General features: G+C 72.4%; 18 protein-coding genes and 1 riboswitch. Of the genes, 12 read left to right on the top strand and 6 right to left on the bottom strand.

What is annotated here, in order from left to right; genetic code table 11:
• Nucleotides 1-54 precede the first annotated feature (54 nt).
• A complete protein-coding gene (locus OHA81_RS23705; protein WP_443056633.1) occupies nucleotides 55-1191 on the top strand; it encodes a CobW family GTP-binding protein in 1137 nt (378 codons plus the stop codon).
• Between the two features lie 7 nt (nucleotides 1192-1198).
• Here OHA81_RS23705 and OHA81_RS23710 read toward each other — a convergent pair whose 3' ends face one another.
• The gene (locus tag OHA81_RS23710) at nucleotides 1199-3328 is read right to left on the bottom strand and encodes a restriction endonuclease (protein ID WP_329198958.1); all 2130 of its coding nucleotides are present in this window, start codon (nucleotides 3326-3328) and stop codon (nucleotides 1199-1201) included.
• 100 nt (nucleotides 3329-3428) lie between these two features.
• Nucleotides 3429-5885: a DNA gyrase/topoisomerase IV subunit A gene (locus tag OHA81_RS23715; protein WP_329198960.1), complete on the bottom strand. Its 2457-nt coding sequence runs from the start codon at nucleotides 5883-5885 to the stop codon at nucleotides 3429-3431.
• Nucleotides 5886-6218: 333 nt separating this feature from the next.
• Between OHA81_RS23715 and OHA81_RS23720 the strand changes: the two genes are divergently transcribed.
• From OHA81_RS23720 to OHA81_RS23735, 4 genes are all read left to right on the top strand, one after another.
• A complete protein-coding gene (locus tag OHA81_RS23720; protein WP_329198962.1) occupies nucleotides 6219-7565 on the top strand; it encodes a M16 family metallopeptidase in 1347 nt (448 codons plus the stop codon).
• A gap of 20 nt (nucleotides 7566-7585) precedes the next feature.
• Nucleotides 7586-8953: a M16 family metallopeptidase gene (locus tag OHA81_RS23725; protein WP_329202518.1), complete on the top strand. Its 1368-nt coding sequence runs from the start codon at nucleotides 7586-7588 to the stop codon at nucleotides 8951-8953.
• A gap of 199 nt (nucleotides 8954-9152) precedes the next feature.
• A riboswitch (cyclic di-AMP (ydaO/yuaA leader) is annotated at nucleotides 9153-9311 on the top strand.
• Nucleotides 9312-9323: 12 nt separating this feature from the next.
• On the top strand, nucleotides 9324-10121 hold the full coding sequence (locus OHA81_RS23730) for a M23 family metallopeptidase (RefSeq protein WP_329198964.1): 798 nt from the start codon (nucleotides 9324-9326) through the stop codon (nucleotides 10119-10121).
• A gap of 231 nt (nucleotides 10122-10352) precedes the next feature.
• On the top strand, nucleotides 10353-11027 hold the full coding sequence (locus OHA81_RS23735) for a GntR family transcriptional regulator (protein WP_329198966.1): 675 nt from the start codon (nucleotides 10353-10355) through the stop codon (nucleotides 11025-11027).
• A gap of 236 nt (nucleotides 11028-11263) precedes the next feature.
• On the opposite strand, the gene OHA81_RS23740 is transcribed toward OHA81_RS23735, so the two are convergent.
• Nucleotides 11264-11545 (bottom strand): HPr family phosphocarrier protein, encoded by a 282-nt coding sequence (locus tag OHA81_RS23740; protein WP_215022735.1) that lies wholly within the window; start codon nucleotides 11543-11545, stop codon nucleotides 11264-11266.
• Nucleotides 11546-11729: 184 nt separating this feature from the next.
• On the opposite strand from OHA81_RS23740, the gene OHA81_RS23745 reads away from it, so the two are divergent.
• The 5 genes from OHA81_RS23745 to OHA81_RS23765 all read left to right on the top strand — a co-directional run bounded on the left by OHA81_RS23745 (nucleotide 11730) and on the right by OHA81_RS23765 (nucleotide 17923).
• Nucleotides 11730-14540, top strand: coding sequence for a bifunctional acetate--CoA ligase family protein/GNAT family N-acetyltransferase (locus tag OHA81_RS23745; RefSeq protein ID WP_329198970.1), 2811 nt, complete (start codon nucleotides 11730-11732; stop codon nucleotides 14538-14540).
• 52 nt (nucleotides 14541-14592) lie between these two features.
• On the top strand, nucleotides 14593-15186 hold the full coding sequence (locus OHA81_RS23750; protein ID WP_329198972.1) for a DUF5998 family protein: 594 nt from the start codon (nucleotides 14593-14595) through the stop codon (nucleotides 15184-15186).
• On the top strand, nucleotides 15186-16388 hold the full coding sequence (locus tag OHA81_RS23755; RefSeq protein ID WP_329198974.1) for an alkaline phosphatase family protein: 1203 nt from the start codon (nucleotides 15186-15188) through the stop codon (nucleotides 16386-16388). Before OHA81_RS23750 ends, OHA81_RS23755 begins: the two co-directional genes overlap by 1 nt.
• A 62-nt stretch (nucleotides 16389-16450) precedes the next feature.
• Nucleotides 16451-17101 carry a thymidine kinase gene (locus tag OHA81_RS23760; protein WP_329198975.1) on the top strand — a complete coding sequence of 217 codons (651 nt, stop codon included), beginning with the start codon at nucleotides 16451-16453 and terminating at the stop codon, nucleotides 17099-17101.
• Nucleotides 17102-17227: 126 nt separating this feature from the next.
• Nucleotides 17228-17923, top strand: coding sequence for a hypothetical protein (locus tag OHA81_RS23765; RefSeq protein WP_329198977.1), 696 nt, complete (start codon nucleotides 17228-17230; stop codon nucleotides 17921-17923).
• A 13-nt stretch (nucleotides 17924-17936) separates the two neighbouring features.
• Here the strand turns inward: OHA81_RS23765 and OHA81_RS23770 are convergent, their stop codons facing one another.
• Complete coding sequence (locus tag OHA81_RS23770; RefSeq protein WP_329198979.1) at nucleotides 17937-18311, bottom strand: hypothetical protein; 375 nt, start codon at nucleotides 18309-18311, stop codon at nucleotides 17937-17939.
• Nucleotides 18312-18412: 101 nt separating this feature from the next.
• On the opposite strand from OHA81_RS23770, the gene sigJ reads away from it, so the two are divergent.
• Nucleotides 18413-19339 (top strand): RNA polymerase sigma factor SigJ, encoded by a 927-nt coding sequence (gene sigJ / locus OHA81_RS23775; protein WP_329198981.1) that lies wholly within the window; start codon nucleotides 18413-18415, stop codon nucleotides 19337-19339.
• On the opposite strand, the gene OHA81_RS23780 is transcribed toward sigJ, so the two are convergent.
• On the bottom strand, nucleotides 19327-20130 hold the full coding sequence (locus OHA81_RS23780; RefSeq protein ID WP_329198982.1) for a VOC family protein: 804 nt from the start codon (nucleotides 20128-20130) through the stop codon (nucleotides 19327-19329). The two genes, sigJ and OHA81_RS23780, sit on opposite strands and share 13 nt — an antisense overlap.
• A gap of 205 nt (nucleotides 20131-20335) precedes the next feature.
• On the opposite strand from OHA81_RS23780, the gene OHA81_RS23785 reads away from it, so the two are divergent.
• On the top strand, nucleotides 20336-21181 hold the full coding sequence (locus OHA81_RS23785) for a sulfurtransferase (RefSeq protein ID WP_329198984.1): 846 nt from the start codon (nucleotides 20336-20338) through the stop codon (nucleotides 21179-21181).
• Nucleotides 21182-21247: 66 nt separating this feature from the next.
• Here OHA81_RS23785 and sepH read toward each other — a convergent pair whose 3' ends face one another.
• Nucleotides 21248-22258 (bottom strand): septation protein SepH, encoded by a 1011-nt coding sequence (sepH, locus tag OHA81_RS23790; protein WP_329198986.1) that lies wholly within the window; start codon nucleotides 22256-22258, stop codon nucleotides 21248-21250.
• Nucleotides 22259-22480 lie beyond the last annotated feature (222 nt).

Below are 22480 nucleotides of genomic sequence, written 5' to 3' on the forward strand. Positions count from 1 at the left end.
CCGACATCACCTACCCCCAGGCAGCCCGACCGGAGCGCTCGCACCATCCCCGTCGTGGTCCTCGCCGGGTTCCTCGGATCCGGTAAGACCACCCTGCTCAACCATCTCCTCGCCCACCGCGGCGGCACGCGCATCGGAGTCGTCGTCAACGACTTCGGCGCGATCGAGATCGACGCGATGGCGGTGGCCGGGCAGCTCGGCGACTCGATGGTCTCGCTCGGCGGGGGCTGCCTGTGCTGCGCGGTCGACGGAAGCGAACTCGACGCGTACCTGGAGAAGCTCTCCGCCCCCGCGCACCGGATCGACGTCATCGTCATCGAGGCGAGCGGCCTGGCCGAACCGCAGGAACTGATCCGGATGCTGATGGCCAGCGAGAACCCCGCGATCCGGTACGGCGGGACGGTGGAGGTCGTGGACGCCGCGGAGTTCGACGCGACGCGGGCCAAGCACCCGGAGACCGACCGCCATCTTGCGGTCGCCGACCTGGTGGTCCTGAACAAGACCGACCGGATCGACGCCGCCGAGCGGGCCCGCACCGAGGCGGAAATCGCCGCACTGTGCGCGCCCGGCACGCCGGTGGTGGCCGTCGACCACGGGCGGGTCGACCCCGAACTGCTCTTCGACCGCCGGCCCTGGACCCAGCCACAGGGCCAGCTGTCCTTCGAGGACCTGCTGGCCGGGGAGGCCGCGGACGGCGAGGACGGCCACGCAGGGCACGGCCACGCCGGGCACGTCCACGCCGGGCACGTCCACACCGGGCACGTCCACACCGGGCACGTCCACACCGGGTACGAAAGCGTGGAATTCGTATCGGAGCAGGCGATGCACCCGCGCCGGTTCATCGACTTCCTCGACCGCCGGCCGGCCGGTCTCTACCGGATCAAGGGCTACGTCTACTTCGGCGTCCCCGGGCACGAGGAACGCTACGAGGTCCAGGCGGTGGGCCGCTTCCTCCGCTTCGCCACCGCCCCCTGGGGGCGGGGCGAGGCACGGCTGACGCAGCTGGTCCTGATCGGCTCCGCCATGGAAGGCGCCGGTCTGCTGCGCGAACTGGAGGCCTGCCGCGAGCCGCAGCCGCGTCAGGTGAGCCCCGAGAGCATGTGGGGCGTGCTGCGGTACCTCGCCCGGCCCGTCCGGGAAGAGGAAGCCGCGCCCGACGACACCTCGCTCGACGAGCCGGAGCAGACCTAGCCGGGGCTCAGGCGACCTCGATGCCGAAGTCGCCGAGGAGGTCCCCCAGACCGCCGCGGTAGCCCTTGCCGCCGATCACGAACTTCCAGTCGCCGCCCGGGCGGCGACGGAAGGAGCCGAGCACCAGCGCGGTCTCGCCGTGCCGTCCGTCGGAGACCTCCAGCTGGTCGAGTTCCTGCCCGGCGGAGTCGAGGAGCCGGATCCGGGCTTCGGTGAAGCCCGCGAGATCGGCGTCCGGATTGACCTCCGGATCGATGGCGGCCACGAGCACCAGGCGGTCGGCACGCTCGGGCAGGGCGTCGAAGTCCACCTCCACGGCCGCCTTGTCGGGCGCCGTGTGCGTCCCGGACCGCACGGAACCGTCCGGTGTCCGGAGGTTGTTGAAGAAGACGAAGTGGTCCTCGCTCAGCACCCGGCTGCCCTCGCAGACCAGCGCGCAGACGTCCAGAGCGACGCTGCCCGACCACGACATGCCGAGCACGTTGTACGAGGCCGGGTCCGGCGCGGCCGGGTCCGTCGCGGGCGGGGATGCCGGCGTGGGCGCGGGCGCCGACGCCGCACCGCGCGCCGCCGCCGGGCGGCCGCCGTCGCCGAGGCGTCCCCGGAGCCCGTGCTGGTGCAGCAGCGCCACCAGTTCGGTCCCGGGAACCAACTCCAGTGGCTTGCCGTTGGCAAAGGTGTACGACCCCGGCCCGAAGGACGCGGTGGTGACCAGCACCCCCTTGTTCGCCCCCCTGTCCTGGACCGTGCCGTACAGGTCCCGCACCGCCGTCGGCGGGACCGTGTTGCGGTAGCGCTTGACCTGGACGACGATCCGCCCGCCCCGGATCGGCGCCGGGTCCAGTGCCTCCACGTCGACGCCGCCGTCACCCGACCGCTGCGTGGTCACCGCTTCCATGCCCATCGCCCGGAACAGCTCGGCGACCAGGTTCTCGAAGGCGATGGGGTCCATCGTGAACAGGTCGGGCTCCTCCTCGCCGCCGCCCGCGTGCCCGCCGTGGCTGACGACGCCACCGACCTCGCCGGGCCGGCGCCCGGGCCGCACCGCCGCCGACTGGTCCGGCCGGGCCGACAGCTGTCCGCCCAGCCCGTCGAGCAGGCAGTCCACCGCGCTCACCTGCTCCAGGCGCAGCCCGGCGAAGGCCTCGCGATCGGCTCGCACGGTGGCCAGGACCATCTGCGCCTCCTGCCCGGTCACCGGATCGTGGTCGTCCACGAATCCGTTGACGACCACCGAGTCCAGCGCGCCGAACTCGTCCGCCGCGTACAGCTCGCGCAGCACCAGCAGCACGCACTGGGCCAGCAGGTCCCGGTACAGCGTCCGGCGCTGCGTGACGGGGCGGGCGGTCTCCTTGTCCAGGTCCGTGCTGGGCACGTAGCGGACCGCCTTGGTCTGCGGCACCACCTCGAAGCGCGGCAGCTCCCAGTCCAGCACCAACTGCCGGGCAGCCCGGTCGTACGCGGCGGACACCTGCCGCGGCAGGTTCTCCGGCCAGGCCGAGGAGGCGTACAGCGCGGCCGAGAAGTACTCGACCGCCGCTTCGGCGTCGCGGGCGCGCAGACGTCCGGCCAGCTCGTCCAGCCCACGGTTGTGTGCCCGGATCGCGGCGAGCTGCTGGGCTGCCCATCGCTCGTACTGCTGTCGGTTCTCGGCCAGTTGCTGTTGGCGCCGGGTCTCCGCCGACTGGGCCTTCTGCCGGGCCCGTGCGTACCGGGCCTGCTCCTCGCGCTCTGCCTGCACCCGCCGGTAGGAGCCCAGTGCCATGCCACTGCTCTGCTGCTGGAACTGCTCGATGCGCGGTATTGCCACCGGATGGGCCAGGGAGCCGGGACGGAACGGTTCGAGCACCTCGCTCCGCACCAACGAGGCCATCCGGAACGGCGTAGCCCGGCAACCCTGCGCAAGCAGGTTCTGCAGCGCCGCAACCTCTGCCTCGATGCCCTCAGTGCGGCTCCGTGCCTCGGCTTCACGGCGTTGCCGATAGGCGGCTTGCTGTTCGCGTTCGCCCCGGCTCACGTCCCGGTCCCAGGCCCGTCGGCGGCGCTCCGCCTCACGCTGCTGGATCAACTGCGTCCGTTGCTGCCTGCGCTGAGCCTCGGCCCAGTCTCCGATCATCCCACCCGACTGACGGCTCATCAGTATTCCCCCGCCCCCACCACAAGCACCAACGGGAAAACACTAGTCGGCATTCGGGTGGTACGTCCCCCGTCCGTACCACCCGAACCGACTGCTTCCGCTACAGCGCGCCACCCGCCAACGCCGCGACGACGGCCGGCAGAGACGTGCCCGAGCCGTCCCGGCGCGGGTCGACCGCCGGCAGCTCGGCCGGGGCGCCACCGGCCGCCGCCGCACGGACGGGAGCGTTGCCCGCCCAGGCCAGCGTCAGCACGTCCTCACCCTTGAGGAACCGCTGGCAGCGCACGCCGCCGGTGGCCCTGCCCTTGCGCGGGTACTGGTCGAACGGGGTCAGCTTCCCCGACAGCACCGAGTCGTCCAGCGTCCCGTGGGAGCCCGCCACCGTGAACACCATGGCTTCGCGTCCCGGGTCCACCGCCGAGAAGTGGATCACCTTGGCGCCCTCGGAGAGCTTGATGCCGGCCATACCGCCCGCCGGGCGGCCCTGCGGACGCACCTGACCCGCCGGGTAGCGCAGCAGCTGGGCGTCGTCGGTGATGAAGACGAGGTCCTCCTCACCCGTGCTCAGCTCGACCGCGCCGACGATCCGGTCACCCTCCTTGAGGGTGATGACCTCCAGCTCGTCCTTGTTCGCCGGGTAGTCCGGCACGACCCGCTTGACCACGCCCTGTTCGGTGCCCAGCGCCAGGCCCTGCGAGGACTCGTCCAGCGAGAGCAGGCAGATCACCTGCTCGTCCGCCTCCAGGCCCGACAGGAACTCGGCGACCGGGGCGCCCCCCGCCAGGTTGGGCGCGGTGTGGGTGTCCGGCAGCTGCGGCAGGTCGATCACCGACAGCCGCAGCAGCCGCCCGTAGGAGGTGACCACGCCGACCTCGGCCCGGGCCGTGGCGGTGACCTGCGAGACGATCAGGTCGTGCTTGGCGCGGGGGCCGCCCTCCTCCAGCGGCAGCGGCTCGGCGGTCACCGTACGCGCCAGCAGCCCCGTCGAGGACAGCAGCACCCGGCAGGGGTCGTCCGCGACCTCCAGCGGAACCGCCCCGACCGGCGCGGCACCCGACTCCAGCAGGACCGTACGCCGTTCGGTGGAGAACTTCTTCGCGACGGCGGCCAGTTCGGAGGAGACCAGCTTGCGCAGCTCGCTGTCGGACTCCAGGATCCCGGTCAGCTCGTCGATCTCGCCCGTCAGCCGGTCGCGCTCGGACTCCAGCTCGATCCGGTCGAAGCGGGTGAGCCGGCGCAGCGGGGTGTCCAGGATGTACTGGGTCTGGATCTCGCTCAGGGAGAACCGCTCGATCAGCCGTTCCTTGGCCTGAGCCGAGTTGTCGCTGTCCCGGATGATCCGGATGACCTCGTCGATGTCGATGAGGGCCACCAGCAGGCCCTCGACCAGGTGCAGGCGGTCGCGCCGCTTGCCCCGGCGGAACTCGCTGCGCCGCCGTACGACCTCGAAGCGGTGGTCGAGGTAGACCTCCAGCAGCTCCTTGAGGCCCAGCGTCAGCGGCTGTCCGTCGACCAGCGCGACGTTGTTGATGCCGAAGGACTCCTCCATCGGCGTCAGCTTGTAGAGCTGCTCCAGTACGGCCTCCGGGTGGAAGCCGTTCTTGATCTCGATGACCAGGCGCAGGCCGTGCGAGCGGTCGGTGAGGTCCTTGACGTCGGCGATGCCCTGGAGCTTCTTCGAACCGACGAGGTCCTTGATCTTCGCGATGACCTTCTCGGGGCCGACCGTGAAGGGCAGTTCGGTGACGACCAGGCCCTTGCGGCGGGCGGTCACGTTCTCCACGGCCACCGTCGCGCGGATCTTGAACGTCCCGCGGCCGTTCTCGTAGGCGTCCTTGATGCCGGACAGTCCCACGATCCGTCCGCCGGTCGGCAGGTCGGGGCCCGGCACGAAGCGCATCAGCGCCTCCAGGTCCCCCTGCGGGTACCGGATCAAGTGCCGGGCGGCGGCGATGACCTCGCCGAGGTTGTGCGGCGGCATGTTGGTGGCCATGCCGACCGCGATCCCGGAGGCGCCGTTGACCAGCAGGTTCGGGTAGGCGGCGGGCAGCGCCACCGGCTCGCGCTCCTGGCCGTCGTAGTTGGCGGCGAAGTCGACGGTGTCCTCGTCGATCGACTCCGTCATCAGTGACGTGGCGTCGGCCATCTTGCACTCGGTGTAACGCATGGCGGCCGGCGGGTCGTCGTTGCCGAGCGAACCGAAGTTGCCGTGGCCGTCCACGAGCGGCAGCCGCATCGAGAAGGGCTGCGCCATGCGTACGAGGGCGTCGTAGATCGACGCGTCGCCGTGCGGGTGCAGCTTGCCCATGACCTCGCCGACGACGCGGGCGCACTTGACGTACCCGCGGTCGGGGCGCAGGCCCATCTCGTTCATCTGGTAGACGATGCGCCGGTGCACCGGCTTCATGCCGTCGCGGGCGTCCGGCAGGGCACGGGAGTAGATCACCGAGTACGCGTACTCGAGGAAGGAGCCCTGCATTTCGTCGACGACGTCGATGTCGAGGATCTTCTCCTCGAAATCCTCCGGCGGCGGGGTCTTCGTGCTGCGGCGGGCCATCGCTGCGCGGCTCCTTAACCAAGAAAGGGTGTACTCGGGGTCTGGCGGTCTGGTCTGGCGGGTAGGTCAGGCGGTCTGGTCTGGCGGGTTCGTACGGAGTCTGCCGGTCCGGCCGACGGTCCGGCCGGGGATCCGACCGGTTTCGCCCGGTGTCGACGTCGACGCGGACCATTGTGGCCCGTGGCACCGACAACGCCGACTCCGGCCCTGGGGTCCCCCCGGACGGAGCCCCGGGCGGGGGAACCCGGGAACTTCTCCGGTTGCCGACGCGCTTGCATACAGTGGCAGGTCTGACAGAAATCTCTGCATCGCGATCGAAGGGACCACATGCCCATGGGTCACACGGCCACAGCTCAGGCCGGCTCCGGCGGCCTGACAGCGACCGAGCACCGGCTGGCCAACGGCCTGCGCGTGGTGCTTTCCGAGGATCACCTGACTCCGGTCGCCGCCGTCTGCCTCTGGTACGACGTCGGCTCCCGCCACGAAGTCAAGGGGCGGACCGGTCTGGCTCACCTCTTCGAGCACCTGATGTTCCAGGGCTCGGCGAGCGTACCGGGCAACGGGCACTTCGAGCTCGTCCAGGGCGCCGGCGGTTCGCTCAACGGCACCACCAGCTTCGAGCGCACCAACTACTTCGAGACGATGCCCGCCCACCAGCTGGAGCTCGCGCTGTGGCTGGAGGCGGACCGCATGGGCTCGCTGCTGGCCGCCCTGGACGAGGAGTCCATGGAGAACCAGCGCGACGTCGTCAAGAACGAGCGCCGCCAGCGGTACGACAACGTCCCCTACGGCACCGCGTTCGAGAAGCTGACCGCCCTCGCCTACCCGGAGGGCCACCCCTACCACCACACGCCCATCGGCTCGATGGCCGACCTGGACGCCGCCTCCCTCGAGGACGCCCGCACCTTCTTCCGCACGTACTACGCGCCCAACAACGCCGTCCTGTCGGTGGTCGGCGACATCGACCCGGAGCAGACGCTCGCCTGGATCGAGAAGTACTTCGGCACCATTCCCGCGCACGACGGCAAGCAGCCGCCGCGCGACGGCGCGCTGCCCGAGGTCATGGGCGGCCAGCTCCGCGAGGAGATCGTCGAGGAGGTCCCGGCCCGCGCGCTGATGGCCGCCTACCGGCTCCCGCACGACGGCACCCGCGAGTGCGACGCCGCCGACGTGGCGCTGACCATCCTGGGCGGCGGCGAGTCCTCCCGCCTCCACAACCGCCTGGTCCGGCGCGACCAGAGCGCCGTCGCGGCCGGCTTCGGCCTGCTGCGGCTCGCGGGCGCGCCCTCCCTGGGCTGGCTGGACGTGAAGACCTCCAGCGGGATCGAGGTGCCCGCCATCGAGGCGGCGGTCGACGAGGAACTCGCGCGGTTCGCCGCCGAGGGCCCGACGGCCGAGGAGATGGAGCGCGCACAGGCGCAGCTGGAGCGCGAGTGGCTGGACCGGCTGAGCACGGTGGCCGGCCGCGCCGACGAACTGTGCCGCTACGCGGTCCTGTTCGGCGACCCGCAGCTCGCCCTGACCGCCGTCCAGCGCGTCCTCGACGTCACCGCCGAGGAAGTACAGGCCGTGGCCGCGGCCCGGCTGCGCCCCGACAACCGCGCGGTGCTCGTGTACGAGCCGCTCTCTGCGGAGTCCGACGAGACCGACGAGACCGAGAACGAAGGGGCGGAGCAGTGAGCGACACCGCAGCCGTCACGATGACCCTCCACCCGCAGCCGCAGGCCGGCGAGGCCAAGCCCTGGGCCTTCCCGGCCCCCGAGCGCGGTTCGCTGCCCAACGGCCTGACCCTGCTGCGGTGCCACCGCCCGGGCCAGCAGGTGATCGCCGTCGAGATCAACCTCGCCGCCCCGCTGGACGCGGAGCCCGAGGGCCTGGACGGCGTGGCCACCATCATGGCCCGCGCCCTGTCGGAGGGCACCGACAAGCACTCCGCCGAGGAGTTCGCCGCCGAGCTGGAGCGCTGCGGCGCCACGCTCGACGCACACGCCGACCACCCGGGCATCCGGGTCTCCCTGGAGGTCCCGGCCTCCCGCCTGGCCAAGGCCCTCGGCCTGGTCGCCGAGGCGCTGCGCGCCCCCGCCTTCGCGGACGGCGAGGTCGACCGGCTGGTGCGCAACCGGCTCGACGAGATCCCGCACGAGCTGGCCAACCCGCAGCGCCGCGCCGCGAAGGAGCTCTCCAAGGAGCTCTTCCCGGCTGCCCTGCGGATGTCCCGGCCCCGCCAGGGCACCGAGGAGACGGTGGCCCGGATCGACTCCGCGGCCGTACGCGCCTTCTACGAGGCCCACGTGCGCCCCTCCACCGCCACCGCGGTGGTCGTCGGCGACCTGACCGGCATCGACCTCGACGCGGTCCTCGCGGACACCCTGGGCGGCTGGACCGGCGACAGCGCCGCGCCGCTGCCCGTGCCCCCGGTGACCGCCGACGACACCGGCCGCGTGGTCATCGTGGACCGGCCCGGCGCGGTCCAGACGCAGCTGCTCATCGGCCGCATCGGCCCGGACCGGCACGACCGCGTCTGGGCGGCCCAGGTGCTCGGCACGTACTGCCTGGGCGGCACCCTCACCTCCCGCCTGGACAAGGTGCTGCGCGAGGAGAAGGGGTACACCTACGGCGTGCGCGCCTTCGCCCAGGTGCTGCGTTCGACCGCCGACGGCAAGGGCGCCTCGATGCTCGCCATCAGCGGCTCGGTGGACACGCCCAACACCGGCCCGGCGCTGGACGACCTCTGGACGGTGCTGCGCACCCTCGCGGAGGGCGGCCTGACCGACGCCGAACGGGACGTCGCGGTGCAGAACCTGGTGGGGGTGGCCCCGTTGAAGTTCGAGACGGCGGCCTCGGTCGCGGGAACCCTGGCCGACCAGGTCGAGCAGGAGCTCCCGGACGACTACCAGGCGCGGTTGTACGCGCAGCTCGCCGCGACCGGCACGGTGGAGGCGACCTCGGCGGCCGTCGCCGCGTTCCCGGTGGAGCGGCTGGTCACGGTCCTGGTCGGTGACGCGGCGCAGATCGAGGAGTCCGTCCGGGCCCTCGGGATCGGTGAGGTCACCGTCGTCACCAACTGACGGGAGCACGTGCCCGATTGGTGCAGGGGACTCCGGCGGCTTGTCCGCCGGAGTCCCTTTTTGTCTGTTTGGTGGTGTGGTTGATCGAATGTGGTGTGGCGTAGGTAACAAAAAGGCGTGTCTGTTTGGAGATTGACTGATGATCCGCCTAGCGTCGGCCGTGCTGTCCGTCAGTTGTGCCCGCCGCACCCGCGGCACCGGACAGCGATCGCCGAGTCCCCGTCAGGCGCGAGCCTGGGGAGCCGGGGACCCACATGCGTCCCTGGGGTGAATCGGACCACCTCGCAAGAGGGGCCCGTAGGAGACCTTCCTGCTCCGAACCCGTCAGCTAACCCGGTAGGCGAGAGGGAAGGAAAGGATCAAACCCTTCATGGCGTTTGGCAGTCGTGCCGCCGGTAAGCACCGTGGTTCCAGTCGTCTGAGCCGCAAGACCGCCGGTTACGCCGGCATAGCCGCCCTCGCCACCACTGGCGTCGTCGGCACCCTGGCCGGTCCCGCGTTCGCCGCGGACAAGGCCGTGGCCCCCTCGATCGAGGACACCGGCCTCGGCGCCGTGGTCGTCGCCGAGGACCTCCAGAACGAGATCCACACCCAGGCCGAGTCCCAGAACCGTGCCGCCGAGGTCGCCGCCGCCAAGGCGCAGGCCGAAGCCGAGGCCAAGACCCGCGCCGCCGAGGCCAAGCGCCTCGCCGAGGCCAAGGCCAAGGCCGAGCGTGACGCCGCCGAGCGGGCGGCCCGCGAGGAGGAGCGCAAGCGCCTCAACACCTTCGTGGCCCCGGTCGACGGCTCGTACGTCAGCACGCAGTACAAGGCGGGCGGCGGCATGTGGTCCTCCGGCAGCCACACGGGCATCGACTTCCACGCCGCCTCCGGCACCACCGTCCACGCCGTGGGCGCGGGCACCGTCGTCGAGGCCGGCTGGGGTGGCGCCTACGGAAACAACGTGGTCATCAAGCACAACGACGGCACCTACACCCAGTACGGACACATGTCCTCGCTGAGCGTCTCCGTCGGCGAGCAGGTCACCCCCGGTCAGCAGATCGGCCTCTCGGGCTCCACGGGCAACTCCAGCGGCCCGCACCTGCACTTCGAGGCCCGTACCGGTGCCACGTACGGCACGGACATCGACCCGGTGGCGTACCTGCGCTCGCACGGCGTCAGCGTCTGACCGCACCGCACCGCACCGCTTCCGTCCAAGGCCCCGGCTCACCGAGCCGGGGCCTTGCGCGTATCACCGCCTCGCGCGTCCTGCGCCTCCTGCCCCGCTTCTCCGGCTGCCCGGCAAATGTTTCGTATTTCCGGCCGTTCTCGGAAATCGTCGTGTGTTGCAATAGAGTCGCAGTACGGTCGTGGCGGTAACGCCGGTAGCCGGCAGTCGGAATGAGAGCGGAGTCCGGTCTTGCGTATTCCCGCGCACGCGGTATGCACCGCAATTCGTGACGACATCGTCTCCGGGGTCTTCGAACCGGGCGGCAGGCTGACCGAGGAGGTCCTCGCCCGCCGGTACGGAGTCTCGCGCGTCCCCGTCCGCGAGGCGCTGCGCACCCTGGAGGCGGAGGGGTTCGTCACCACCCGCCGGCACGCGGGAGCCTGTGTCGCCGAGCCGACCGAGCAGGAGGCGGCGGACCTGCTGGAGCTGCGGGCGCTGCTGGAACCGCTCGCCGCGGCGAGGGCCGCCCGCAGGCGGACCGAAGGGCACCTCAAGGTGCTGCGCGGGCTGGTCCGGCTGGGCCGCGAACGGGCCAGGAACGGGCGGGGGGAGGACCTGCGCGCCCTGGGCGGCTGGTTCCACGAAACGCTCGCGCAGGCCTCGGCCAGCCCCGGGCTGATCTCCGTGCTGACCCAGACCCGGCACAAGATCGCCTGGATGTACGTGGTGCGGCCCCCGGCCCGGCCGGCCGACTCCTGGGCGGAGCACGGCGCGATCGTGGACGCGGTGGTGCGGGGCGACGCCGAGCGCGCCCGGACGCTGACCGGGCTGCACGTGGAACGTGCGGCCGGATGCTACCGGCTGCGCGATACGCGCGTGAGGACTTCGCAACCTGCCGTAAACACGGGGAGCGGCCGACATTAACAGTGGCCGTATACAAAGGTATCCGGTCATTCTCGGCACCGGCCCCGGCTGCGCGGAATGGGAATTTCCCTGCCCCGGTGGGGTGAATGCGCGAGCGGCCGGTTATTTCCCGTGGCTGAAATGCGGGCCGAAGGACGCGCGGGAATTGCGGCCGGAAAGCAGCGGAGCCGCGGCGCCCGGTGGTCCGGGGGCCGCGGCTCCACCGCGCAGGACGACCCGAAGGGCCGGGGACGGGGTCAGACCGTCTCCGGGAGCTCCTCGAGGCCCTCGGCGACGAGCTTCGCCAGGCGGTCCAGCGCGGCTTCGGCGCCCTCGGCCTCGGACGTGAGGACGATCTCCTCGCCGCCCTGGGCGCCCAGGCCCAGAACCGCCAGCATGGAAGCGGCGTTGACGGGGTCGCCGCCCGCCTTCGCGATGGTCACCGGGACGCCGGAAGCGGTCGTCGCGCGGACGAAGATCGAGGCGGGACGAGCGTGCAGGCCCTCGGCCCAGCCGACGTTGACGCGGCGCTCTGCCATGGTGATGCCCTTCAGGTTCTTTCGGTTGTCTAGACCAGTCTCTCACGACACCCGGAATGCTCGGACCGACCTTCGTCCCGTATCCACCGCCGTTCGACCTCCCCCAGCTTGCACCGGTTCGCCCTGATGTGCCTCATGCGCCGCGCACGCGCCGACAGGGGGATGCGCCCCTTAGGGTGTGCCCATGACCACCGAGTCGGACCTCTCGTACCCGGCCCACTGGGAAGCGGACGTCGTCCTGCGCGACGGCGGCACCGCCCGGATCCGGCCCATCACCACCGATGACGCGGGACGGCTGGTCAGCTTCTACGAACAGGTCTCCGACGAGTCGAAGTACTACCGCTTCTTTGCGCCGTACCCCCGGCTCTCCGACCGCGACGTGCGCCGCTTCACGCACCACGACTACGTGGACCGGGTCGGCCTCGCCGCGACCATCGGCGGAGAGTTCATCGCCACCGTCCGCTACGACCGGATCGGCCCCGACGGCCGGCCCGCGTCCGCCCCCGCAGACGAGGCCGAGGTCGCCTTCCTGGTCCAGGACGCCCACCAGGGCCGCGGGGTGGCCTCCGCGCTCCTCGAACACATCGGCGCGGTGGCCCGCGAGCGCGGCATCCGGAGGTTCGCCGCCGAAGTGCTGCCCGCCAACAGCAAGATGATCAAGGTGTTCACGGACGCCGGCTACCAGCAGAAGCGCAGCTTCGAGGACGGGTCCGTCCACCTCACCCTCGACCTCGAACCCACCGCCGAGTCGCTCGCCGTGCAGCGCGCCCGTGAACAGCGCGCCGAGGCCCGCTCCGTCCAGCGGCTGCTGGCACCCGGCTCCGTGGCGGTGATCGGCGTCAGCCGCTCCGGCGCGGGCGTCGGCGCGGCGGTCTTGCGCAACCTGCGGGACGCCGGCTTCCACGGGCACCTCTACGCGGTCAACGAGGCGACCGACACCGACCTGCTGGACGGCGTACGGGCCTACCGCTCGCTCGCCGGCATCACGGCCCCGGTCGACCTCGCGGTGATCGCCGTCCCGGCGCAGCGGGTGCCGGACGCGGTCGCGGCGTGCGGGGAGCACGGCGTACAGGGACTGGTGGTGCTCTCCGCCGGATACGGGGAGAGCGGGCCGGCGGGACAGGAGCGCCAGCGCGACCTGCTGAGGCAGGTGCGGTCCTACGGGATGCGGCTGATCGGACCGAACGCCTTCGGGGTGATCAACACCGCGCCCGACATCGAGCTCAACGCCTCGCTGGCCCCGGCACCGGCCACCGAGCGGGGCCGGATCGGCCTGTTCACCCAGTCCGGCGCGATCGGCATCGCCCTGCTGTCGGGGCTGCTGCGGCGGGGCGCGGGGCTGTCCTCGTTCGTCTCGGCGGGCAACCGCGCGGACGTCTCGGGCAACGACATCCTCCAGTACTGGTACGACGACGAAGCCACCGATGTGGCGCTGATGTACCTCGAAACCCTGGGCAACCCGCGCAAGTTCACCCGTCTCGCCCGGCGGACGGCCGCCGTCAAGCCGGTGGTCGTGGCCCGCGGCGGCCGCCACACCCCGGCCGGGCACGTCGTACCCGGGACCCGGCTGCCCGAGGCGACGGTCTCGGCGCTGCTGCGGCAGGCGGGCGTCATCCGGGTCGACACGGTCACCGAACTGGTCGACGTCGGCCTGCTGCTGGCCGGACAGCCGCTGCCGGCCGGGCCGAGGGTGGCGATCCTCGGAAACTCCGAGTCGCTGGGGGTGCTCACGTACGACGCCTGCCTGACGGAAGGGCTGCGGCCGCTGGCGCCGCTGGACCTGACGACGGCCGCCTCGCCTGAGGACTTCCGGGCGGCCCTGGCCGTGGCGCTGGCCTCGCCGGACAACGACGCGGTGGTGGTGACGGCGATCCCGTGGGTGCGGGAGCAGGAGCTGGCCGGCGATCTGGCGGGTGCGCTGCGGGAGGCGGTGGCGGCGGCTCCGGGCAAGCCGGTGGCGGTGGTCCACGTGGAACTGGGCGCACTGGCCGACGCCCTGTCCCCGGGCCGCGCCCACCCGGCGGCCCCCTCGCCCCCGACGCCGGCCGGGCCGGAACCCGCGCCGCAGGCTGCGGCGTCGTCGTCGCCGGGCGTGCCGGCGCTCGCCGCGGCGCGCGCGGGCATCCCCGCGTATCCCGCCGCCGAGCGGGCCGTCAGGGCCATCGCCGAGGCCGTACGCTACGGGCAGTGGCGGCAGGCCAACGCGGACGCCGGCCAGGTCCCCGAGTTCGAGGACATCGACGAGGCCGGAGCCGCCGCCCAGCTCGCCGCCCTCCTCGCGGGCGTCTCCCACGACGCCGTCCTCACCCTCTCCGAGGCCGACGCCCGCACCCTCCTCGCCCGCTACGGGATCCGCCTCCACGCCACCCTCCCCGCGCCGAGCGCCGACGCCGCCGCCCGGGCCGCCCGGGTGCTGGGCTACCCCGTCGCCCTCAAGACCACCGCCCCGCACCTGCGCCACCGCGCGGACCTCGGCGGCGTGCGCCTCGACCTCACCACCGAGGCCGAACTGCGCCGCAGCTACGAGGAACTCACCGAACTGCTCGGCAAGCCCCAGGAACTGCTCCCGGTCGTCCAGGCGATGGTGCCCCGCGGCGTCGACACCGTCGTGCGCTGCGTCATCGACCCCGCCGCCGGAGCCGTCCTCTCCTTCGGGCTCGCCGGCGTCGCCTCCGAACTGCTCGGCGACACCTCCCACCGGCTCGTCCCGGCCACCGACCGTGACGTCGCCGGCCTGATCCGCTCCCTGCGCGCCGCGCCCCTCCTCTTCGGCTGGCGCGGAAGCGACCCCGTCGACACCCCGGCCCTCGAAGAGCTCCTGCTGCGGGTGTCCCGGCTGGTCGACGACCACCCGGAGGTGGCCGGCGTGTCCCTGGAGCCGGTCGTGGTGGCCACCGAGGGGCTCTCGGTGCTGAGCGCCACCGTCCGCGTGGCCCGTCCCCCCGCCCGCACCGACCTGGGACCGCGCACGCTGCCCAGCTACCCCGGCTACTAGGACGGGTCCCGGCGCGGTCCAGGTCCCCCGGACGGGCCTTAGGATGGACCTCATGGCGAAATCCGGTACGACGACCCAGGGGCTGCGCGCGGCGATCGAGCGCAGCGGCTACTACCCGGCCCTCGTGGCCGAGGCCGTGGAGGCCGCGGTGGGCGGCGAGCCGATCTCGTCGTACCTGGTGCACCAGGAGACGACCTTCGACTCCAACGAGGTGCGCCGCCACGTCACGGTCCTCGTGCTCACCCACAACCGCTTCATCGTCAGCCACACCGACGAGCAGGCGGCCGATGCCGGCTCCCCGTCCCCGTACGCGACCACCTCCACCGAATCGGTCAAGCTCGGCAGCATCTCCTCGGTGGTGCTCAGCCGCGTCGTCGCGAACCCGGAGTCCTACACCCCCGGCACCCTGCCCCGTGAGGTCGTGCTGACCATCGGCTGGGGCGCCGTCTCGCGCATCGACCTGGAGCCCGCCGCCTGCGGCGACCCGAACTGCGACTCCGACCACGGATACACCGGCAACTCCACCGCCGACGACCTCAGCCTGCGGGTCAGCGAGGCGGGTGACGGCCCGGAGACGGTCCGCCAGACCCTCGTCTTCGCCCAGGCGCTGTCCGAGGCGACCGCGGCCACGGCCGCCGCCCGCTGATGTCCTACTCCGCACCGCCGAACTGGGACGAGCCGGAGCTGCTGGACGTCGCCGGTGCCCCCGTACCGCAGTACGGCACCGGCTCCCTCGCCGACCTCCTGCCGACCCTCGCGGCCGGCCAGGGCGTCCCCGGCCTCACCGCCGGGATCGCCGAGCTGACCCCGGCCGACCGCAACTGCGTCTTCCTGGTCGACGGCATGGGCTGGGAGCAGATCAAGGCCCACCCGCAGGAGGCCCCGTACCTGGCCTCCCTCCTCGCCGGCTCGCGCGGCGGCACCGGCCTTCCGATCACCGCCGGGTTCCCGGCGACCACCGCCACCTCGCTGGCCTCCGTCGGCACCGGACTGCCCCCCGCCCGGCACGGCCTGCCCGGCTACGCCGTGCGCAACCCCGCCTCCGGCGAGCTGATGAACCAGCTCCGCTGGCAGCCGTGGACCCAGCCGAAGGCCTGGCAGCCTTACCCCACCGTCTTCCAGCTCGCGGACGCGGCGGGGGTGTACACCGCGCAGGTGTCCGCGCCCGCGTTCCAGTCCACCCCGCTCACGAAGATCGCCCTCAGCGGCGGCACCTTCCACGGCCGGATGACGGGCGAGGAGCGGATGGACCTCGCGGCGATCCAGCTCGCCGCCGGCGAGCGCTCGCTCGTGTACACGTACTACAGCGAACTCGACGGCGCGGGCCACCGGCACGGCGTGGACTCCGACGCCTGGCGCGGCCAACTCATGTACGTGGACCGGCTCGTGCAGCGGCTGGTCGAGCAGCTTCCGCCGCGCACTGCGCTGTACGTGACCTCCGACCACGGCATGGTGGACGTCCCCTTCGACGAGGAGTCCCGGGTCGACTTCGACGACGACTGGGAGCTGGGCGCCGGCGTGGCCCTCCTCGGCGGCGAGGGCAGGGCGCGCCACGTGTACGCCGTACCGGGCGCGGAGGCCGACGTGCTGACCGTCTGGCGCGAGGTGCTCGGCGACCGCTTCTGGGTCGCGAGCCGCGAAGAGGCCCTGGAGCTGGGCTGGTTCGGGCCTGCGGGGGAGTGCGACGAGCGCGTGCTCGGCCGGATCGGCGACGTGATCGCCGCCGCCCACGCCGATGTCGCGATCACCGCGAGCCGCAACGAGCCGAACGAGTCGGCGCTCGTCGGCATGCACGGCTCGATGACGGCGGCCGAGCAGCTGGTCCCCCTCCTCGAAGTCCGCACCTGACCCCGCCCCGCCCCCGCCCCCCCGCCCAGATCAGACCACGACCCGAAAGGTCCGTACTTCCCATGCCCGAGCTGGTGTTCTTCTCCGGAACGATGGACTGCGGAAAGAGCACCCTGGCTCTGCAAATCACCCACAACCGCTCGGCGCGCGGTCTGGTGGGCGTGATCTTCACGCGTGACGACCGGGCGGGCCAGGGCAAGCTCTCCTCGCGTCTCGGGCTCGTCACCGAGGCGGTCGAGGCGGGGGAGGGCATGCACCTGTACGCGTACCTCGTGGACCAGCTCTCCAAGGGCGGCAAGGCCGACTACGTGATCGTGGACGAGGCCCAGTTCCTGGCCCCCGCCCAGATCGACCAGCTGGCCCGTATCGTCGACGACCTCGACATGGACGTCTTCGCGTTCGGCATCACCACGGATTTCCGCACCAAGCTCTTCCCCGGCTCGCAGCGCCTGATCGAGCTCGCCGACCGGATAGAACAGCTCCAGGTCGAGGCACTGTGCTGGTGCGGGGCCCGTGCCACCCACAACGCCCGTACGGTGGGCGGCGAGATGGTGGTCGAGGGCGCCCAGGTCGTCGTCGGGGACGTGAACCGCCCAGCGGAGGAGATCGGCTACGAGGTCCTGTGCCGCCGTCACCACCGCCGCCGCATGACCTCCTCCGCGGCCCACGCGGGCGCCCTCTCCCCGGACGTCCTCCCGGTCAACTCCGCCTGAAATGACGGCTCGTCCTATCATGCGGTGATCATCATCGTCATGGGGGCCGGAGAGTTGAGCATCTACACGGACAGACCGGGGACGGCGCCGCGCGATCGGGACAGGAACGGGTGCGTCACCTTCCTATTGCTCCCGTTCGTGCTGGCGGCGCGGATCTACCGGCCCGGGCGGCCGGACCGGATCATCGACGAGTCCATCGAGCGGGCCCAGATCGCCCGTACCGCCATCGGGATCGTGGCCACCTGCTGGCTGCTCTTCGCCTATCCGCTGCGCGAGTCGGCGGGGTCGATCCTCAACGACAAGGTCGGTGAAGTCGTCATCAGCGCCGCCCTGTTGCTGGTGCTGGGCCCGATCGCCCTCGCCGTCTTCGTGATGAGCGCCAGGCCCCCGGGCCCCGCGTTCTACCGCGGGCGCCTGCGCGGGCCGCTGACCGCCCTGGGCACCCTCTTCGGTACGGCGCTGCTGCTGTGGCTCGCCGTGACCCGGGGGACGGCCGGCTCGATGAGCCTGCTGGGCTTCGGGTCCGGGCTGATGGCGCTGTTCCTGCTGCCGTTCGGCATGGCCTCGGCGGTGCTCTGCGTCCACCACGCCTTCCGCACCGGCGACGTCCACGAGGTGCTGCCGCCGCTGATCACACCGGTGCTGGTGTGGGCGATGTTCGTGCTGCAACTGTTCGACGACGTGCCGGTGCTCGCGCCGTTGCCCGTGCGGATCCTCTTCCTCATCGGGCCGCCCGCCTCGGTGACCGCGCTGTCGGTCTGGGAACTGCGCCGGCTGCGGACGCGGTACGGGATCACCCTGCGCCTCGCGCTCGGCCGCTGAGCACTCCCGGACCTCAGCGCCGGGCCAGCGCCAGGACGCTCAGACCGAACATCAGCACGCCCAGAGGGAGATGGACTGACGGGACGTGCGCGACGCCGAGCACGACCTGTACAGAGGCGAGGACGAGGAAACCCGACGCGTGCCGGACCGGCCGGGAGGGGCCGCCGCCCGGCTTCCAGGCCAGCACCGCCGCGAGCACGTACAGCATCGACGCCCCGTACATCACACGTGCTCCGACACCGTGCAACGTCTCCCCGTAGGACGAGGTCAGCAGCAGTCCGGCGGAGACCGCCTGGAGGAAGATGGTCAGGGTCTGCAGGGCGATCGCGATCCGCAGGAACGAGGCGCCTCGCCGCGCGCCCGACGTCGCCGTCACCTGAGTAGCCATGTCACAACCCCTTTTCCCGCCCTCGGGCAGTAGATCGATAAGGTCTCACCAGCCCGACGAAACGGGCCTGCGAAAGGTAAGGCGAGGGGGCGGCCGCAAGCATGGGGACTGTCGGGACCGGCACGGACGGGACAGTCGGCGAGCGACGCCAACTGATCAACGTCGCCTACCGGTTGCTGGGTTCGGTGACCGAGGCAGAGGACGCCGTACAGGACGCCTACGCCCGCTGGTACGGGCTGCCACGAAGCCGGCGGGAGGAGATCCTGTCCCCCGGCGCCTGGCTGACGACGGTGACCGGCCGCATCTGCCTGGACCTGCTCGGCTCGGCGCGGGCCCGCCGAGAACGCTACGTCGGCGCGTGGCTGCCCGAGCCGCTGCCCGACCGCACCGAAGGGGACCAAACGGGCGGCACCGGCCCCACCGGCCCCGCGGACCCCGCCGACCAGATCGTCCTGGACGAGTCGGTGACCATGGCCTTCCTCGTCGTCCTGGAGTCGATGACGCCGGCGGAGCGGGTGGCGTTCGTGCTGCACGACGTCTTCCGGTACCCGTTCGCCGAGATCGCCGGCGTTCTCGGCCGCACCCCCGCGGCCTGCAAGCAGCTGGCGGCCTCCGCCCGGCGGCGCGTGGTGGCCGCGAGGCCCCCGGTGACGACGGCCGGCCGGGCCGGCGTGGTGAGGCACGTCAAAGAGGCGTGGCAGACCAAGGACATCGCAGCCCTCGTCGGTCTCCTCGACCCGGCCGCCGTGATGACCGCCGACGGCGGGGGCCTGGCCGGCGCCGCCCTGCGCCCGCTGGAGGGCGGCGCCCGCATCGCCCAGTACATGGTCGCGATCGCCGACAAGGCCCCCGGACTCGAACTCCTGGAGCGGTCGGTCAACGGCGCGCCGGGCCTGGTGGCCCAGCGCGCCGGCGTCGTCATGACCGTGGCCGCCTTCGACGTCCGCGACGGGCGCGTCGCCCGGATCTGGGCGGTCCGCAACCCGGAGAAGCTGCGCCCGTGGGGGCGGGCGGGCTACGCGCCCTGAGAGGGCTGCGGCCAAGACCGTACGAGGGTGAACACCGCGCCCTCCGGGTCCGCGACCGTCGCCACGCGGCCGCTGAGCCGGTCACGCGGAGGCTGGATGACGCGTCCTCCGAGTTCCGTCACCCGGGCGGCGGCCGCGTCGGGGTCCCTCACCTCGAAGTACGTCATCCAGTGCGAGCCCCGGTCGTGCGGCAGGGCGCGGCCCACACCGTGCACGGCGGCGACCGGACGGCCCTGGAGGCGCAGGACGAGGTAGTCGAAGTCGGCCGAGGCGTCGTGGTGTTCCCGGGCCTCGTGGCCGAAGACGTGCTCGTAGAACTTCCCGACGGTCGAGGTGTCCTGGGTCAGCAGCTCGTTCCAGACCGGCGTCCCCGGGTGGCCGTGCAGTGCGCCGCCGAGGTGGGCACCGGCCTGCCAGATCCCGAAGATCGCCCCGAGCGGGTCCGAGCAGATGGCCAGGCGGCCGGCGTTGCCCGCGTCCAGCGGGCCGACCGCGACCGTGCCGCCGCACGCCCTGATCGACTCGGCCGTGCAGTCGGCGTCATCCGTGGCGAAGTACGTGGTCCAGGCGACCGGCAGGAGCCGGTCCGGCGGCATCTCGCCGATGCCCGCCACTTCCTGGCCGTCGAGGAGGGCACGGACGTAGGGGCCGAAGGGGACGGGGCCCGGGACGTACTCCCAGCCGAAGAGGTCGGCGTAGAAGTCCTCGGTGGTGCCGAGGCCGTGGACCATCAGGCTCACCCAGCAGGGCGCGCCGGGCGGGCGCCTGGTCGTTTCCGGTGCCTCGCTCATGTCAGCCGTCTCCTCCGTCGTAGCCCTGCCCCCGTGTCGCGCTCTGATGCTTCCACTTCGCGCGCTCCGGCGCGGCTCGACCGGGCCGGACGGATGGCGGGTGGGCGAGAGATGACCGAATCGGTGCGGCGCGTTGCGGTGTGCTGCGGCGCGTTGATGTCCGGCTTGTTACGTGAGGTCGGGCCGTGGGGAGGAAGATGGGCCCATGACTGCGATTATCTCGGCTCCCGAACTGATGGACGAGCTGGCCGGAACCCATGCGCCGGTGCTCCTGGACGTCCGCTGGCAGCTGGGCGGCCCCGACCAGCGGCCCGCGTACGAGGCGGGGCACCTGCGGGGCGCGGTGTACGTCGACCTCGACCGCGAACTGGCCGGTCCGGTCAGCGCGACGGGGCTGGGCGGCCGCCATCCGCTGCCCGACCCGGAGGACTTCGGGGCGGCGATGCGACGGGCCGGGGTCTCGGCGGGCGCTCCGGTGGTGGTCTACGACGGGGGACTGGGGTGGGCCGCGGCCCGCGCGTGGTGGCTCTTGCGCTGGACGGGGCACGAGCGGGTACGGGTCCTCGACGGGGGTCTGCCCGCCTGGACGGCGGCGGGAGGGGAACTGACGACCGAGGAGCCGTCCCCCAGGGAGGGCGATTTCAAGCCGAACCCGGGAGCGATGGAGGTGCTGGACGCGGACGGGGCGGCCGCACTGGCCCGCGCCGGGATCCTGCTGGACGCGCGGGCGGGGGAGCGGTACCGGGGCGAGGTCGAGCCGATCGACCGGGTCGGCGGCCACGTGCCGGGGGCGTTGTCGGCGCCGACCACGCAGAACGTGGGACCGGACGGGCGTTTCCTCGCGGCGCAGGCGCTGCGGGCGCGGTTCGAGGCGCTGGGCGCGGCGGAAGGAGCGCCGGTCGGCGTGTACTGCGGGTCGGGGGTGTCCGGGGCGCACGAGGTGCTGGCGCTGGAGGTGGCCGGGATCCCGGCGGCCCTGTACGCGGGCAGCTGGTCGGACTGGTCCTCGGACCCGGACCGCCCGGTCGCGACCGGGGGCTCCGCCGGCTGAGCGGCGCGGGGTGCGGGGCTGCGCGAGGTGGCCCGGCCCGCCGTGGGCGTTCCGGGCCCCAGCCGGCTACTCCTGCTTCTTGCGGCGGGTGCCGAAGACGATCTCGTCCCAGCTCGGGACCGCCGCGCGGCGGCCCGGGCGGACGCCGTCGGCCTCCGCCTGGCGGTCGGTGGTGCCGGTGAGGCGTTCACGGTGGCCCGCGACGGTGCGGGGCATCAGGACATCGGCGTACGCGGTACCGGCGCCCGCCGAAGCGGCCGGGGGCTCCTCCGCCTCCGGTTCCTCCGCCGGGGCGTCGGGCCGTTCCGGGACCACCATGTCGCCCCGGAAGCTCGGGACCGCCTCCAGCAGGCTGGTCAGCGAGTCCCGCTCCTCCTCCGGGTCCGCAGCCGGCACGGTGCTGCGCTCCGGCTGGCGGTCGAGCGTGCGGTCCAGCGGCCGGTCGCGCGGCAGCCGCGCGATGCGGGGTACGAAGGGGAAGCTGGGCTCGGGCGTCGCCGGCAGGTCGTCGGACTCACCGATCAGCGAGCGGGCTTCGTCGTCCACGGCCACGACCAGCCGGCGCGGCGGGTCGTACGTCCAACTGGCGGAGTGCGGCTCGCCCGCGACCCGGTAGACCAGCAGGACCTCCCACGTGCCGTCGTCGCGGCGCCACGAGTCCCACTGCACGGACTCCTTGTCGGCCGCGCGCAGCGTCAGCCGCTCCTGCACCGCCTCGCCGAGCTGCGGCCCGGTGTTCTCGCCGGGACGGCGCACGGGTGTCTTGCGGGCCCGCTCGGCCATGAACGCGCGCTCCGCGAGGACCGGACCCTCGAAGCGGCGTACCCGGTCGACGGGGATGCCCGCGAGTTGGGCGACCTCCTCAGCGGAGGCACCGGCCCGTATGCGGGCCTGGATGTCGCGGGGGCGGAGGTGGCTCTCCACCTCGATCTCGATCTGGTTCAGGCGCGCGCGGTCGTTGCGCACGGCAGCCCGTAGACGCTCGTCGATCGGAAGCGTGTACTCCGTGCTGTCGGCAGCTTTGAGCACCAGTCGTGTGCCGTCATTGGAGACGGCCACGACACGCAGTTCGGGCATGGGGACCTCCCGGGTGGTGCCTGCCGACGTCACGTGCGTCGCTGCTTCCGCTAGTCGAGTGTGGCCTGCCCGGGTGCAGCCTGCCACAACCTTGCCGAGTTAAACCGGCGTGTCGGGCATGCGCCCTTGATCGCCGTTATGGCACGGTTACCTGTTGGGCACACACAGTGACCGAACGATTACTGTGCGCATCGGAAACCTGTGCAACACCGCGGCATCGCC

It is taken from the genome of Streptomyces sp. NBC_00667 (assembly GCF_036226825.1).
In the GTDB taxonomy this organism is placed as follows: Bacteria; Actinomycetota; Actinomycetes; order Streptomycetales; family Streptomycetaceae; genus Streptomyces.